The sequence below is a fragment of the Sphingobium sp. FW305-3-2-15-F-TSA7 genome, assembly GCF_058787155.1.
The window spans coordinates 63981-78360 of sequence record NZ_JBYSZM010000003.1; the positions used below are offsets into that span (position 1 = coordinate 63981).

Here is a 14380-nt window from a genome sequence, read left to right on the forward strand (position 1 = left end):
GACCGGTCCGGGCACTCTCCCTGATGGATGTAGGGTTGACCGTATTGTCAACCAATCCGATCGACATTAATGGCGCCGCGCGCGCCCGGGCACATGTCCAAGCGGGCAAAGATCCGGATGGACCCGACAGGAGGGGAAGATGATGACCTATTCCAAGGCAAGACTCGGCGCGGTTCTGACGAGCGTGCTCGCCATCGTACTGGCGGGCGGCACCGCCTATGCGCAGGACGCAGCGGCGCCCGAAGCGCAGGACGGCGGCGTCGCCGACATCATCGTCACCGCGCAGAAGCGCGAGCAGAATCTGCAGGACGTTCCCCTCGCCATCTCCGTCGTCAGCGGCGCCCAGCTGGAGCGCGCCAACGTCAATTCGGCCGAGCAGCTGTTCCAGCGCGTGCCCACCCTGACCTTCCGCAAGGGCAACACCAACAAGGATTCGGCGCTTTCCATCCGCGGCGTCGGCACCATCTCCTTCTCCTCGGGCGTCGAGCCTTCGGTTTCCACGGTGATCGACGGCGTCGTCTATGCGCGCACCGGCCAGCAGACCTCCGACTTCCTCGACGTCGAGCGCATCGAAGTGCTGCGCGGGCCGCAAGGCAGCCTGTTCGGCAAGAACGCATCGGCCGGCGTGATCAACATCGTGACGCGCGAGCCCAGCGACGAACTGCGCGGCTATGTCGACGCGTCCTATTATGAGGGCAATGAATTCCGCGTGCGCGGCAGCGTTTCCGGCGGGCTCGCCACCGGCGTCGCTGCGTCGCTGACCGGTTTCTACGCCAAATATGACGGCAATGGCCGCAACGTGTTCAACAACCACAAGGTCAATGGCTACGAACATTGGGGCGTGCGCGGCAAGCTGGTCTTCGAACCCAATGACGACCTGAAGATCGCGATCATCGGCGATTATTCGAAGGGCAGCGACAATGGCTATGCCGACAGCATCGGCACCGTCTTCAGCTCCGCATTCAACAATGCTGTCTTCATCCCCTCGCTCGCGCCACTGGTGCTGAACGGCCGCAACAAGAATATCGACAACGACCTCGATCCCTATACGCGCGACAAGAATGCCGGCCTGTCCGCACAGATCGACCTCGACCTGGGCGCCGCCACGCTGACCTCGATCACCGCCTATCGCCACTGGTTCAACTATCAGCAGCGCGACGGCGATTTCCGGTCGGATGCGCCGCGCTACGTCAATACCGGCACCGCATCGGGCGACGTGCTGTCGCACGATCGCGGCGATTTGAGCTTCGACCAGTTCACCCAGGAACTGCGCATCGCGTCGTCGAAGCCGCAATTCCTGGAATATGTCGCGGGCGTCTATTTCTACAAGACCAAGGAAGTCGACTTCTTCAACCGCACGGTGACGTCGTGCACCGCGTCGACCCTGCCCACCGTCAACGGCCTGACGCCGTGCGCCGCGGGGTCTTCGACCTTCGTCACCAACCAGGGCAATGCCGATTTCACGACCAAGCTGACGAGCTATTCGGGATTCGGACAGCTCACCGCCAACTTCACCGACGCGTTCCGCGGCATCCTGGGCGGACGCTATACCCATGACAAGGTGGCGTATGATTTCGTCCGCACCTCCACGTCTACGGCCGCCTTTCCGGGCGTGAATCCAGGCTTCGCCGCGGCGGGATCGATCAGCGACAGCGGCTGGTCCGGCAATGCCGGGCTCCAATATGATCTGAGCGACGACGTGATGGCCTATGGCATGTACACGCGCGGCTATAAGGGCCCGGCGCTCAACGTGTTTTTCAACATGCGCGCGCAGGATACCGGCCGGATCAATCCGGAAAAGTCGGACGCCTATGAGATCGGCCTGAAGACCCGGCTGTTCGATCGCCGCCTGACGCTCAACCTGGCCGCCTTCTACGCCAAATACGACAATTACCAGGCGAACTTCCTCGATCTGGTCGCCGGCCAGGTCGTCACCCGCCTGACCAATGCGGGCACGGTTTCGACGCGCGGCATTGAGCTCGATTTCAACGCGCAGATCACCAGCGACTTCTCGCTCAATGGCGGTTTCAATTACACCGATGCGCACATCAATCAGTTCATCTGCCCGCCGGGCGCGGCGATCGCCTGCGCCGCGGCGATCAACGGCAAGCCTTTGCCCTTCGCGCCCAAGTACAAGGGCACGGTGACGGCCGACTGGCGCCTGCCGCTGGGGCTGGACGCGTTCGACGTCGATCTGAACAGCTCGCTGGTCTATCAGAGCAAGACCAATTTCGACATCAACCAGAACCCCAACGCCTTCCAGAACGGCTATGCGATCTGGGATGCGGGCATCACGTTCCGGACGAAGGACGAGAAATACAGCGTGTCGCTGATCGCCAAGAACCTCACCGACAAGCATTTCGTCATCCAGCGCATCCCGAACGGCACGTCGTTCATGCGCCAGATCACGCCGCGCGACGCCGAGCGCTATTTCGGCATCTCGGGCCGTGTGAACTTCTGATCGATCGGGCCGCGGGGCAGGACGTCCCGTGGCCGGTCGCGGCGGCGATGGCGACTTAATGCGCACCAACCATCGGTGCGCGACGCACGCACGCCGCGCTTGTCGCCCCGTCCGAAACCGAAAGGAATATGGCGCATGACGCTTGAGGTGCAGGATGGCGGCTTCGTGCTGACGCTGGGGGACAAGACGATCCTCGAGCACAGTGCCGACGCGCCCTGCCTGTTCGTCGGTCGCGGCGTGCCCAGCATCGAAGGCACGCGCGGCCATTATGAGATCGGCGATTATGTCGTCGAGCGGATCGCGCTGCGCCATGCCGAAATCGACGGCGACACCGTCCGCCTGGCGCCGCATGACGGCGCGCCCTGGGCGCTCGCGCTCCGTATCGCGGCCAAAGGCGGCAATGCGGAGATCGCGTTCGAAGCGCTCGACCCGACGATCAACCGCCTGTGGCTGCGCGTGCCCGCCCAACCCGGCGAGCATGTCTGGGGCGGCGGCGAGCAATTCTCCTATTTCGACATGGCCGGCCGCCATTTCCCGCTCTGGACCTCCGAACCGGGCGTCGGCCGCGACAAATCGACCCTGCTCACCTGGCAATGCGACCAGAAGGGCGCGGGCGGCGATTATTACCACACCAATTATCCGCAACCGACCTGGGTCAGTTCGCGCCGCTACGCGCTGCATGTCGATACCAGCGCCTATGCCGCCTTCGATTTCCGCCATCCCGGCTTCCACGAAGTCGAGATCTGGGAAGTGCCGGCCCGGATCGAGCTGTGGGCACGGCCGCATTTCACCGAGATCGTGACCGCGCTGTCGGACCGGTTCGGCCGCCAGCCGCCGCTGCCCGACTGGCTGCTCAAGGGCGCGGTCATCGGGCTGAAGGACGGCGCCGAAAGTTTCGAGCGGCTCAAGGCCTATGAAGCGGCGGGAGTCGCGATCTCCGGGCTGTGGTGCGAGGATTGGGTGGGGCTGCGCATCACCAGCTTCGGCAATCGCCTGTTCTGGGACTGGCAGTGGAATGCCGATCGCTATCCCGAGCTGCCGGCGCGCATCGCCGAACTCGACGCACGCGGCATCCGCTTCCTGGGCTATGTGAATCCCTATCTCGCGGTCGACGGGCCGCTTTATGCCGAAGCCGCGGCGAACGGCTATCTGGTGATGCGGCCCGATGCCGACGAACCCTATGTGATCGATTTCGGCGAATTCGACTGCGGCCATGTCGACTTCACCAATCCGGAGGCCGCCGCCTGGTTCGCCGACACCATCATCGGCGGCAACCTGATCGATTTCGGGCTGTCGGGCTGGATGGCCGATTTCGGCGAATATCTGCCGACCGACGTCCGCCTGGCGAACGGCATGGACGGCATGCGCGCGCACAATGCCTGGCCGGCCCTGTGGGCGGAGGTGAATGCGAAGGGCGTGGCCGGACGCGGCAAGACCGGCGAGGCTTTGTTCTTCATGCGATCGGGCTATAGCGGCGCGCAGCGTCATTGCCCGATGCTGTGGGCGGGCGACCAGTCGGTCGATTTCAGCCGGCATGACGGCATCGGCACGGTGATCTGCGCCGCGCTGTCGGCCGGGTTGCTCGGCAATGCCTACAGCCACAGCGATATCGGCGGCTATACCAGCCTGTTCGATACGATCCGCACGCCGGAACTGGCGATGCGCTGGTCCGAAATGGCGGCGTTCACCGCGATGATGCGCACGCATGAAGGGAACCGCCCGCGCCTCAACACGCAGATGGACAGCGACCCGGAGGTGCTCGCCCATTTCGCGCGGATGACGCGTATCTACGCTTGGCTGGCGCCCTATCTGCGCAAGCTGTCGGACGAGGCGGTCGCAACCGGCCTGCCTGTCCAGCGCCCCCTGTTCCTCCATTTCGAGGACGATCCGCGCAGCTACGCGATCCAGACCGCCTATCTTTACGGCGCCGATCTGCTGGTCGCGCCGGTGATCGAGGCGGGACGCAGCGACTGGACAGCCTATCTGCCCGCCGGTGCGGACTGGGTGCATGTGTGGAGCGGCGAGACGCATGCGGGCGGGCAGGACGTGACCGTGCCCGCGCCGTTCGGCCAGCCCCCGGTCTTCTACCGCGCGGGATCGCCCGACGCCGCGCTGTTCGCGGATATGGCCAAGCTCTGATCGCGCGCATGCGCCGCCGCGCGCACCGCCGCGACGAAAGCCGAGACCAGCGCGCTGCGGCTGCGATTGCGCAGCAGATGGATTGCGTCGTGGGTCTGCTCGGATGCCGGCAGCGCCACCGCGATCAGCGTACCATCGGCACAGGCCGACAACGCCAGCGAGCGCGGCACGACGGTGATGACGCGCCCGCCGCGCACCATGTCGAGGCAGGCGGCGGTCGAATCGAGTTCGTAATCAGGGAAGCTGCCCGCCGCGACACGCACCCGGAGCGCGCGCGGGAAATTGCTGTTGGGCGCGGGACGCGGCAGCGCCCATGGCCAGGCGGCGGTATCGAGCCGCCCCTCGACATGGGCGAGGGGATGATCGCGCGCGAACACCAGCATCAGCGGTTCGGGCGGCAACGGGATGCAGAGCACTTCGTCGGCATGGCCCGAGGCGGCGAATTTCGCGCGATCGCAGACGACGAGATCGAGACCGCGATCGACCAGAGTCTCGAGCAGACGATCGGAGGGACCGCCCGTCACCGTCACGCGCACCGCGGGATGCACGTCGGCGAAGCGCGCGATCGCGTCGGTCAGCAACGGCTGGAGCGGATAGGGTCCGGCGCCGACGCGGACGGTGCCCGAGCTCGGCTGTTTCAGCCCACGCGCTTCCTGTTCCAGATTGGCGGCCGCCGCGATCACGTCGCGCGCGGCGCGGATCAGCCGTTCGGCATCGTCGGTGGCGCGCACATAATGGGTGGTGCGATCGAACAGCACGGCACCCAGCTCCGCCTCCAACTTCTGGATGCTGCGGGTGAGCGCCGACTGGGTCAGTCCCAGTTCGTCGGCGGCGCGCGCATAGCTGCCCAGCCGGTGCAGGGCCTCGAAGTGGCGCAGGCGCCGCAGGTTCATCCGATGCTCACCATCTCATTCCTGTTTTGCATTACCAACGTCATGATCATTCGCATAGCGTGCATGGCATGACGACCACCGCACTCGATGCGCGCGCACGCCGCGCGACCTTCGCCAGGCTGGAGGACGGCGTGTTCGATCTCGCCGTCATCGGCGGCGGCATCACCGGCGCGGGCATCGCGCGCGACGCGGCGATGCGCGGGCTTTCGGTGGCGCTGGTCGAGGCGCGCGACTATGCGAGCGGCACCAGCAGCCGCAGTTCGAAGATGATCCATGGCGGGCTGCGCTATCTGGCGCAGGGCGATGTCGCGCTGGTCCGCGAGGCCGCGTCGGAGCGGCAAGTGGTCCGCCGGATCGCGCCGCATCTGACGCGGCTTTCGCCCTTCCTGATTCCGACCGTTTCGATGGCGATGGCCGCCAAGCTGCGCGCTGGCCTATGGACCTTCGAGAAGCTGGGCGGCGTGCCCGATGCCGAGCGCCATGAAGTGATCGCCCTCACCGAACTGCGGCAGCGCGAGCCGCTGATGCGCACTGCCGGCCTCAACGGCGCGATCCTCTATCCCGAATTCCTGACCGACGATGCCCGGCTGGTGCTCGCCAATATCCGTTCGGCGCAGGCGGCTGGCGCGGTGGTGCTCAATCATGCGGAGGCGGCGCGGCTCATCGTCGAGGACGGGCGGGTCTCTGGCCTCATCGTGCGGTCGTCGCTTGGCGGAGAAGACGCCGGTGCCCGAGTGCGCGCGCGGCTGGTCGTCAACGCCGCCGGCGCCTGGGTCGATCGCGTGCGCGCGCTGGAGGCCGGCGAGGACGCGGCCCGGCTGTCGCTCAGCCGCGGCATCCATCTGGTGCTGCCCCGCGCGCGCCTGCCGGTGAATGCGACGCTGATCATCCGCGCACCCGACAAGCGCAGCATCTTCGCGGTGCCCCGCGGCGCCTTCACCTATCTCGGCACCACCGACGTGTTTCATGCCGTTGCGGACTATTGGCCGGCGCCGGCGCGCGACGATGTCGATTATCTGCTGCGCGCGACCGAGGCCGCGCTCGACATCGCGCCGGTCGCCGATGACGAAATCGTGGCGCTCTGGTCGGGCGTGCGGCCCTTGATCGCCCAGCCCGGCAAGAAGGCCAACGAAGTCTCGCGCAAGGACGAGATCTGGACCTCGCCCTCAGGCCTGGTCTCGATCGCGGGCGGCAAGTTGAGCGCCTATCGCGCCATGGCCGAGCGCGTGGTGGACATGGTGGCGGAACGGCTGGGGGCCACCACGCACCCCTGTTCGACTGCGGATGTCACCTTGCCCGGCGGCGGACAAATCGCGGCGCTGGGCGGCCTCCCGCCCGTCGACGCCGAGCGGCTGGGCGGACTGTACGGCGACGAAGCGGCCGCGATCGTCGCGGCCGGCGGCGGCGTGGCCGCCGAAGCTGCGCGCGCAGTGACGCACGAGGGTGCCGCGACATTGGAGGATTATTGGGTCCGCCGCAGCGCGCGCGCCTGGTTCGACCGTCGCGCCGGGCTGGACGCGCTCGCACCGGCGGCCGACGTGATGGGCGCGCTGCTGAACTGGAACGCCACCGAACGCGCGGGCCAGATCGCCGCCTGCGAAACCATCGAACGAGAGAGCCGCCTGGTCCTGACCGGCGCGCCACAGGGAGGATCCGAATGAGCGATATCGGCGAGGCGCTGATCCAGGCGATCGGCCCGGACAAGGTGGCGCGCGACGCGGCGGCACGCGATGCGCGACGCTACGATCAATGGGCGATCAAGCATCTGCGCGACTGGCGCGGCGAAGCCATCACCGCGCCCGGCTGGGTGGTGCGGCCGGGCTCGGTCGACGATGTCCGCTGCGTGGTGATGCTCGCCGCCGAACTGGGCGTGCCGCTGATCCCCTTCGGCCTGGGCAGTGGCGTTTGCGGCGGCATCGAGCCCGGCGCGAACGCGATCCTGCTCGACATGAGCGCGATGAATTCCGTCCGCTTCATCGACGACCGCGACCTGCTCGCCGGTTTCGATGCCGGGCTGAACGGGCTGGAGGCAGAACAGGCGGTTGCCGCGCAAGGCCTGACCATCGGACATTGGCCGCAGTCGATCGCGATCAGCAGCGTCGGCGGCTGGGTGGCGACGCGCGCCTCGGGACAATTCTCGACCGCTTATGGCAATATCGAGGACATCATTCATTCGATCGAGGCGGTGATGCCCAATGGCGAACTGGTGACCTTGGGCAAGGCGGTGCGCGCCGCCGCCGGCCCCGATCTGCGCCATCTGCTGATGGGAGCCGAAGGCACGATGGGCGTGATCACCGGCGTCACCCTGTCGTTGCGCGAGAAGCCCGCGCATCGCGGCTATAGCATCTATTATGCCGACGACATGGCTGCGGGGTTCGAGGCGCAGCGCCGTATCATCCGTGCGGACTGGCGCCCGCCGGTGATGCGCCAATATGACGGACGCGAGGTCCGCCGCCTGTTCCGCGAGCATGAGCGCGGCGGCAAGGCGATGCTGTTGATGATCCATGAAGGGCCGCAGGCGCGCGTCGAGACGGAGCTGGCGGCGATCGCCGAAATCGCGGGCGCAGCCGGGCTGGAACCGGGCGACCCCGCCGCCGCCCAGGCGTGGATCGAGCGCCGCAACCATGTGCCGAGCTGGCGCGACATGTTCGAGCGCGGCTATGTCGCCGACACCGTCGAGATCTCCGGACGCTGGAGCGAGATCGGCGCGATCTACGACGATGCGATCGCGGCGCTCAATGCCGTGCCGGGCGTGATCAACGCGTCGGCGCACAGCTCACACGTCTATCGATCGGGCATCAACCTCTATTTCAGCTTTGCCGCGACCTTCGAGGATAGCACAAAGATGGAGCCCGCCTATTTCGCGTGCTGGCGCGCGATCATGGAGGCGACCGCGAAACATGGCGGTGGCATCGCGCACCATCACGGCGCCGGGCGGCTGCGCAAACCCTATCTCCATCACGATCTGGGTGAGGCCGGGGTGTCGCTGCTGCGCACGCTCAAATCCGCGTTCGATCCGCAGGGGATCATGAATCCGTGCAATCTCATCCCCGATGCCTGAGCTGCTGCTCGCGCTCGATGCGGGCACCACCGGCGCCCGCGCCATGCTGGTCGATCCGGCCGGTGTGGTCGTCGGGCTCGACAAGAAGCCGTTCGAGACCGCCTATCCCGCACCGGGCCTTGTCGAACAGGACGGCGCGGCGGTGTGGGAGATCTGCCGCGCGGTGATCGCGGGCGCGCTGGCGAATGCCGGGCGGACGATGACCGACGTCGCAGCGATCGGCGTCACCGCCCAGCGCGCGAGCGTCGTGCTGTGGGATCGCAGGACGGGAGAGCCGGTCGCGCCGATCCTGATCTGGAGCGACCTGCGCGGCATGGAGGCGTACAAGGCGCTGCGCGCCGCCGGCTTCATCTCCTGGCCGCAAGTGCCCTCCGCCAAGCTGCCGGCGGCGATCGCGCTGGCCGATCGGCCGGTGGGCGATCTGTGCTGGGGCACGCTCGATTCCTATCTGGTCCACCGGCTGAGCGGTGGGGCTGCGCATGTCACCGACGCGTCCTGCGCCTGGATGACGGGCTATTTCGACTATGCCGGCGGCGATGGCTGGGACGGCGCATTGATCGCGCACCAGCGCCTGCCCGAAAGCCTGTTCCCCCGGCTGGTCGAAAGCTGGGGCTCCATAGCCATGACCGATGCCGCGACGATGGGCGCGGCAGTGCCGGTCACCGCGCTGATCGCCGACCAGCAGGCGGGCATGGTCGCGCATGGTGCGCTGGCGCGGGGTGCGTGGAAGGCGACCTATGGCACATCGGGCGTGCTGATGGCGGGCACGGGCGATGCACCGCTCTCCCCACACACCAGCATGCCTGCCGAGGCGCTGGCCTTTGCCCGCGGCCGGCGGCGCTTCTGCATAGAGGGCATGGTGATCACCACCGGATCGCTAATCGAATGGCTGTGCGGACCGCTCGGCCTGTTCGCATCGCCCGCCGCGTTCGAAGCGGCGGCACGATCGGTGCCCGACACCGGCGATGTCGTGATACGCCCCTCGCTTCTGGGCTTGGGGGCGCCGCATGGCCGCTTCGCCGCGCGCGGGCTGATTTCCGGCATGAGCTTCGCGACGACGCCCGCGCATATCGCGCGCGCGGCGCTCCAGGCCATCGCCTTCCGCTTCCGCGACATCGCCGATCTGATCGCGGCGGTGCCGGGGCTGGACGTGCCCGAGGCGCTGCCCGTCGATGGTGGGCTCGCGGAGAGCGGCATCATGCTCCAGCTTCAGGCCGATGCGCTGCAGCGGCCGGTGCGACGCCATGCGGTGCGCGAAGGCACCGCCTATGGCGCGGCGCTCGCCGCCGGACTCGGCGCGGGACTGATCGGCGAAAGCGACCTGCCCGGATTCGCGCGCTACGATGCCGAGTTCACACCGGCGATCGGCCGCGACGAAGCGGATGCGGGTTATGCGAAATGGTCGGCGGAGATCGGCGTGGAGGCGTGATGGTCCAAGCCAGCGCCTCTCCTCCCTACGCGAAGCGTGGGGAGGGGGACCGCGACGCGAAGCGGCGTGGTGGAGGGGAAGTGCGATATCGACGTCGCTCTGCGTTTCCGGCCTACATCGTACTTCCCCTCCACCACCAGCCTTTGGCTGGCGGTCCCCCTCCCCATCTTCGATGGGGAGGAGAAAGTCTCGTTGAGGCCTCAATCGCCCCCATTCACCTCGCGCCACACGCCCCGCACGATATCGCGCATGTCCTGCGCCTCTTCCCAGCGATCGGTGAGTTCGCGTCCGTCGGGTGCGGTGATCGCATAGGGCGGCGGGCCGAGTTCGCACATGAAGGTGAGCGCATCGTCCGATCCGGCCTGTGCCAGCCAATGCTCGAAACCGCGCCGCCACCAGGCGATATGCTGGTCGAGCCAGCCGGCATGCTGCGGCGCGCGCATCGCCACCTGCACCTGATGCGTGGTCGAGACGCGACCGTGGAAATTGCGGCAGCGCTTCAGGATCGTCTCGATCGTGGCAAGCTGGTCATCGCGCAGCGGCAATTCCATCTCGCCGGCGACGGGATAGTGGGACAGGTCTCCGGTCAGCGGCAAGTCCGGCCGCGCTTCGAGCAGGCGCAAGGTGAAGAGCAGATCGTTGGTCAGGCGGCCGCGATGGGTTTCGAACCAGACGGGCAGCGGGGCGGCTTCGGCGAGCGGGATCAGGCTGTCGATCAGCGCCAGCGCGTCGGAGAGATGGGCGACCGGCCCCGCGACCTGGACGTTCAGGTGGTGCGCACCCAGCCGGTGCGCCTCTTCGATATAAGTGGCGAGTTGATCGGCATGATGGATCAGCACTTGCCCTTCCCAGACCAGCCCGCGAGGATTCATCACGCGTGCAACGCCGGCGGTGCGCGCGACCCGCGCGATATTGACGCCCACGCCGTCGAAGCCCGCCGCGACGACGCGCTCCAACGCTGCATCGAGATCGTCCTCGACATCGAAACCCGGGCAGCCGACAAGACCCCAGACCGACTGAAGAACCAGCAAACGCGCCATATCGTCCCTTTCCGACAACGCTATCATAAGACGCGTGCGGATCGGGGTGTCAATCGATCCCGGAGAGGATGCCATGACTGAACCCCAAATGGCGGCGCCCGCCATCGCGCCCGTATCGGCCGGCTATCGCCGCTATGCGCTGTCGGTGCTGCTGGTCATCTACATCCTCAATTTCCTCGACCGCCAGATCGTCTCGATCCTGGCCGAGCCGATCAAGCACGACCTCCATCTCGCCGACTGGCAATTGGGGCTGCTGACCGGCCTCGCCTTCGCGCTGTTCTACACATTGCTCGGCATTCCGATCGCGCGGGTGGCGGAAACCGGCAATCGGCCACGGATCATCGCGGCGGCGGCCGGGGCGTGGAGCCTGTTCACGATCGCGTGCGGCTTCGCACAGAATTTCGTCCAGCTCGTGGCCTGCCGGATCGGCGTCGGTATCGGCGAAGCCGGCTGCACGCCGCCCGCCCATTCGCTGATCACCGACTATACGCCGCGCGAGAAACGCGCCTCGGCGCTGGCCTTCTACTCGCTCGGCATCCCGCTCGGCGGACTGTTCGGCATGGGGCTGGGGGGCGTCATCGCCGACGCCTATGGCTGGCGCACCGCCTTTCTCGTCGCGGGCGTGCCGGGGCTGATCATGGCGCTCGTCGCCGCGACCACGCTCGTCGAGCCGCGCAGCCGCCTTGCCGCCGATCTCGCCGCGCGTCGTGCCGCCCGCCCACCCTTTCGGGAAGCGATGGCGGAGATCCGGTCCAAGCGGACCTTCTGGCTGATCGCCTTCGCCGCCGCGATCAAGGCATTCATCGGCTATGGCGCCGCCGCCTTTCTCGCCCCCTTCTTCTTCCGCAACCATTCGGTCGAACTCACCTTGATCGCCGAGGATTTCGGGCTGGGCCTGACCGGTTTCCTGGGCATCACGCTCGGCATGGTGCTGGGGCTCACCGGCGCGGTCGGTACCTTCATGGGCGGCTATCTCGCCGACAAATACGGCGCACGCGATCTGCGTGCCTATGTATCGATCCCCGCCATCTCGACGCTGATGGGCATCCCCTTCTACATCGCCGGGCTGCTGTCGAGTTCGGCGGTGTTCGCGCTGATCATGTTCGCCTTTCCCCCGATCCTCAACACCTTGTGGTACGGCCCCGGCTATGCTGCGGTGCAGGGGCTTGTGCGGCCGCAGAACCGCGCGACGGCGTCCGCCGTGCTGCTGTTCCTGATCAACCTGATCGGGCTGGGGCTCGGCCCGCTCGGCGTCGGCGCGGTCAGCGACCTGATCAGCGGACCGATGGGTTTCGGCACCGCCGAGGGCGTGCGCTGGTCGCTGATGATCTTCATCCTGTTCGGCGTGCTGGCTTCTGCTTTATTCTGGATGGCGCGGAAAACGATCCGCGAGGAGATGGTAAGCTGATGATCGCCCAGATTTCCCTGCCCCGGATCTTCCGCATCGGCGGCGGCGCCAGCCGCGAACTGCCGCAGGTGCTGGCGATGCTCGGCCTCTCCCGCCCGCTGATCGTGACCGACGCCTTCCTGGTCGGCCAGGGCTGGGTCACGCGGATCGAGGACGCGCTGAAAGCGGCCGGCATGGCAGCCCGAGTCTTCGCCGATACCGTACCCGATCCGACCGTCGCTTCGATCGATGCCGGCGTCGCTTTCCTTGTCGGGGGCGATCATGATTGCGTTATCGGCTTCGGCGGCGGCAGCCCGCTCGACAGCGCCAAGGCGATCGCGATGCTCGGCATGCATGGCGGGGCGATGGCCGATTACAAGGCGCCGCATGTCCAGGACGTCGCCGGTCTGCCGGTGATCGCGATCCCGACCACAGCGGGCACGGGTTCGGACGCGACGCGCTTCACCATCATCACCGATGAGGCGACCGACGAGAAGATGCTCTGTCCCGGCCTCGCCTATCTGCCGATCGCAGCACTTGTCGATTACGAGCTGACGCTCACCAAGCCGCGCCGCCTGACCGCCGATACCGGCATCGATTCCTTGACCCATGCGATCGAGGCCTATGTGTCGAAGCGCGCCAATCCGTTCAGCGACGGCATGGCGCTGCTGGCGATGCGCGCGATCGCGCCCAATCTCCGCCGCGTCTGCATCGATCCCGAGGACCGGCTGGCGCGCGAGGCGATGATGCTCGGCGCGACCCAGGCGGGTATCGCCTTCTCCAACAGCTCGGTCGCGCTCGTCCATGGCATGAGCCGGCCGATCGGCGCGCATTTCCATGTGCCGCACGGCCTGTCCAACGCGATGCTGCTGCCCGCCGTCACCGCCTGGTCGGCGCCCGCCGCACTGACGCGCTATGCCGATTGCGCGCGCGCGATGGGCGTCGCCGACGAGCGCGAAGGCGATCAGTCCGCGGTCGCGCGGCTGCTCGACGAACTCGCCGCGCTCAACGCGGAGCTCGACGTGCCCGGTCCCGCGGCCTGGGGCATCGACAGCGCACGCTGGGACACGCTGGTACCGACGATGTGCGCGCAGGCGCTGGCGTCGGGATCACCGGCGAACAATCCGCGCGTGCCCGATGCCGCCGAAATCGCCGAACTCTATGCGCGGGTCTGGAGCTGACAGCTCTTTCCGGCTGAAATCCCGAAGGTCAGCGCCCCGCCATCGCCTTGACCGAGGCGAGATAGGTCCGTCCGATCCGGACATCGCCATCGTCGACGAGATCGGCGTACCAGACCCCCGAGCCGTCATGGCGCAGCCGCGCGATCCGGTCGCGCCGGACGATGGTGGAGCGATGGACACGGATGAAACGCTCGGGGTCGAGCCGTTCCTCGAGCGATGCGATCGTCTGGTGGAGCAGGAAGCTGCGCCCGCCGACATGCAACCGCATATAATCGCGCTCCGCATCGATCCGTTCGATATCCTCGGCGGCGATGCGGACGAGTTCCGCCCTGTGCGGCACCCAGAATTCGCTGGCATAAAGCTGGGCGTCGATCGGCGCCGCGGCCGGTGCCTGGAGCGCCGATAGCGGGGCCGGCCGCGCGCGCCGTTCCGCAACACGCTGCACCGCACGGACCAGGCGATCGGGCGCGACGGGTTTCAGCACATAATCGACCGCATCGATGTCGAACGCTTCGACCGCGAAGCTGTCGAACGCGGTGACGAAGATGATCGCGGGCGGCGATACGCGCCGTGCGAGCGCGCGCGCGACGCCGATCCCGTCGAGTTCGGGCATGGCGATATCGAGGAGGAGCAGGTCGGGCGCGAGCGCATCGACCAGCCGGAGCGCTGCCGCGCCGTCGGACGCGGTGCCGACGACCTCGATCGTCGGTTCGCGCGCGCAGATCAGTTGCAGCCGCTCGATCGCGAGCGGCTCGTCATCGACGATCAGGGTCCGCATAGCCACTCCTG

The 14380-nt window shown here is 67.2% G+C and carries 10 protein-coding genes; 7 read left to right on the top strand and 3 right to left on the bottom strand.

Features of this window, described 5'->3' with window-relative positions:
- Positions 1-139: 139 nt before the first annotated feature.
- Positions 140-2461: a TonB-dependent receptor gene (locus AC3WN8_RS02650; RefSeq protein WP_492667831.1), complete on the top strand. Its 2322-nt coding sequence runs from the start codon at positions 140-142 to the stop codon at positions 2459-2461.
- A gap of 135 nt (positions 2462-2596) precedes the next feature.
- Positions 2597-4600, top strand: a complete 2004-nt coding sequence (locus tag AC3WN8_RS02655; protein WP_492667832.1) for an alpha-glucosidase — start codon at positions 2597-2599, stop codon at positions 4598-4600.
- Here AC3WN8_RS02655 and AC3WN8_RS02660 read toward each other — a convergent pair.
- Positions 4546-5493 carry a LysR family transcriptional regulator gene (locus AC3WN8_RS02660; protein ID WP_492667833.1) on the bottom strand — a complete coding sequence of 316 codons (948 nt, stop codon included), beginning with the start codon at positions 5491-5493 and terminating at the stop codon, positions 4546-4548. The genes AC3WN8_RS02655 and AC3WN8_RS02660 overlap by 55 nt on opposite strands.
- A gap of 68 nt (positions 5494-5561) precedes the next feature.
- Here AC3WN8_RS02660 and AC3WN8_RS02665 point away from each other — a divergent pair, with 68 nt between their 5' ends.
- Genes AC3WN8_RS02665 through AC3WN8_RS02675 form a run of 3 tightly spaced genes read left to right on the top strand, consistent with a single transcriptional unit; the run spans position 5562 to position 9983 of the window.
- On the top strand, positions 5562-7154 hold the full coding sequence (locus AC3WN8_RS02665; RefSeq protein WP_492667834.1) for a glycerol-3-phosphate dehydrogenase/oxidase: 1593 nt from the start codon (positions 5562-5564) through the stop codon (positions 7152-7154).
- Positions 7151-8554 carry an FAD-binding oxidoreductase gene (locus tag AC3WN8_RS02670; RefSeq protein ID WP_492667835.1) on the top strand — a complete coding sequence of 468 codons (1404 nt, stop codon included), beginning with the start codon at positions 7151-7153 and terminating at the stop codon, positions 8552-8554. Before AC3WN8_RS02665 ends, AC3WN8_RS02670 begins: the two co-directional genes overlap by 4 nt.
- Complete coding sequence (locus tag AC3WN8_RS02675; protein WP_492667836.1) at positions 8547-9983, top strand: FGGY family carbohydrate kinase; 1437 nt, start codon at positions 8547-8549, stop codon at positions 9981-9983. Before AC3WN8_RS02670 ends, AC3WN8_RS02675 begins: the two co-directional genes overlap by 8 nt.
- A 200-nt stretch (positions 9984-10183) precedes the next feature.
- Here the strand turns inward: AC3WN8_RS02675 and AC3WN8_RS02680 are convergent, their stop codons facing one another.
- Positions 10184-11023, bottom strand: coding sequence for a sugar phosphate isomerase/epimerase family protein (locus tag AC3WN8_RS02680; RefSeq protein ID WP_492667837.1), 840 nt, complete (start codon positions 11021-11023; stop codon positions 10184-10186).
- Positions 11024-11096: 73 nt separating this feature from the next.
- Between AC3WN8_RS02680 and AC3WN8_RS02685 the strand changes: the two genes are divergently transcribed.
- Complete coding sequence (locus AC3WN8_RS02685; RefSeq protein ID WP_492667838.1) at positions 11097-12431, top strand: spinster family MFS transporter; 1335 nt, start codon at positions 11097-11099, stop codon at positions 12429-12431.
- Positions 12431-13591, top strand: coding sequence for an iron-containing alcohol dehydrogenase (locus AC3WN8_RS02690; protein ID WP_492667839.1), 1161 nt, complete (start codon positions 12431-12433; stop codon positions 13589-13591). Before AC3WN8_RS02685 ends, AC3WN8_RS02690 begins: the two co-directional genes overlap by 1 nt.
- Positions 13592-13619: 28 nt before the next feature.
- Here AC3WN8_RS02690 and AC3WN8_RS02695 read toward each other — a convergent pair whose 3' ends face one another.
- The gene (locus AC3WN8_RS02695; protein WP_492667840.1) at positions 13620-14375 is read right to left on the bottom strand and encodes a LytR/AlgR family response regulator transcription factor; all 756 of its coding nucleotides are present in this window, start codon (positions 14373-14375) and stop codon (positions 13620-13622) included.
- Positions 14376-14380: the final 5 nt, after the last annotated feature.

Bases quoted from the DNA above. Each gene is read 5' to 3' on its own strand.
- AC3WN8_RS02685 (WP_492667838.1), top strand. From the start codon at position 11,097: ATGACTGAACCCCAAATGGCGGCGCCCGCCATCGCGCCCGTATCGGCC.
- AC3WN8_RS02675 (WP_492667836.1), top strand. From the start codon at position 8,547: ATGCCTGAGCTGCTGCTCGCGCTCGATGCGGGCACCACCGGCGCCCGC.
- AC3WN8_RS02670 (WP_492667835.1), top strand. From the start codon at position 7,151: ATGAGCGATATCGGCGAGGCGCTGATCCAGGCGATCGGCCCGGACAAG.
- AC3WN8_RS02680 (WP_492667837.1), bottom strand. From the start codon at position 11,023: ATGGCGCGTTTGCTGGTTCTTCAGTCGGTCTGGGGTCTTGTCGGCTGC.
- AC3WN8_RS02660 (WP_492667833.1), bottom strand. From the start codon at position 5,493: ATGAACCTGCGGCGCCTGCGCCACTTCGAGGCCCTGCACCGGCTGGGC.
- AC3WN8_RS02655 (WP_492667832.1), top strand. From the start codon at position 2,597: ATGACGCTTGAGGTGCAGGATGGCGGCTTCGTGCTGACGCTGGGGGAC.
- AC3WN8_RS02665 (WP_492667834.1), top strand. From the start codon at position 5,562: ATGACGACCACCGCACTCGATGCGCGCGCACGCCGCGCGACCTTCGCC.
- AC3WN8_RS02690 (WP_492667839.1), top strand. From the start codon at position 12,431: ATGATCGCCCAGATTTCCCTGCCCCGGATCTTCCGCATCGGCGGCGGC.
- AC3WN8_RS02650 (WP_492667831.1), top strand. From the start codon at position 140: ATGATGACCTATTCCAAGGCAAGACTCGGCGCGGTTCTGACGAGCGTG.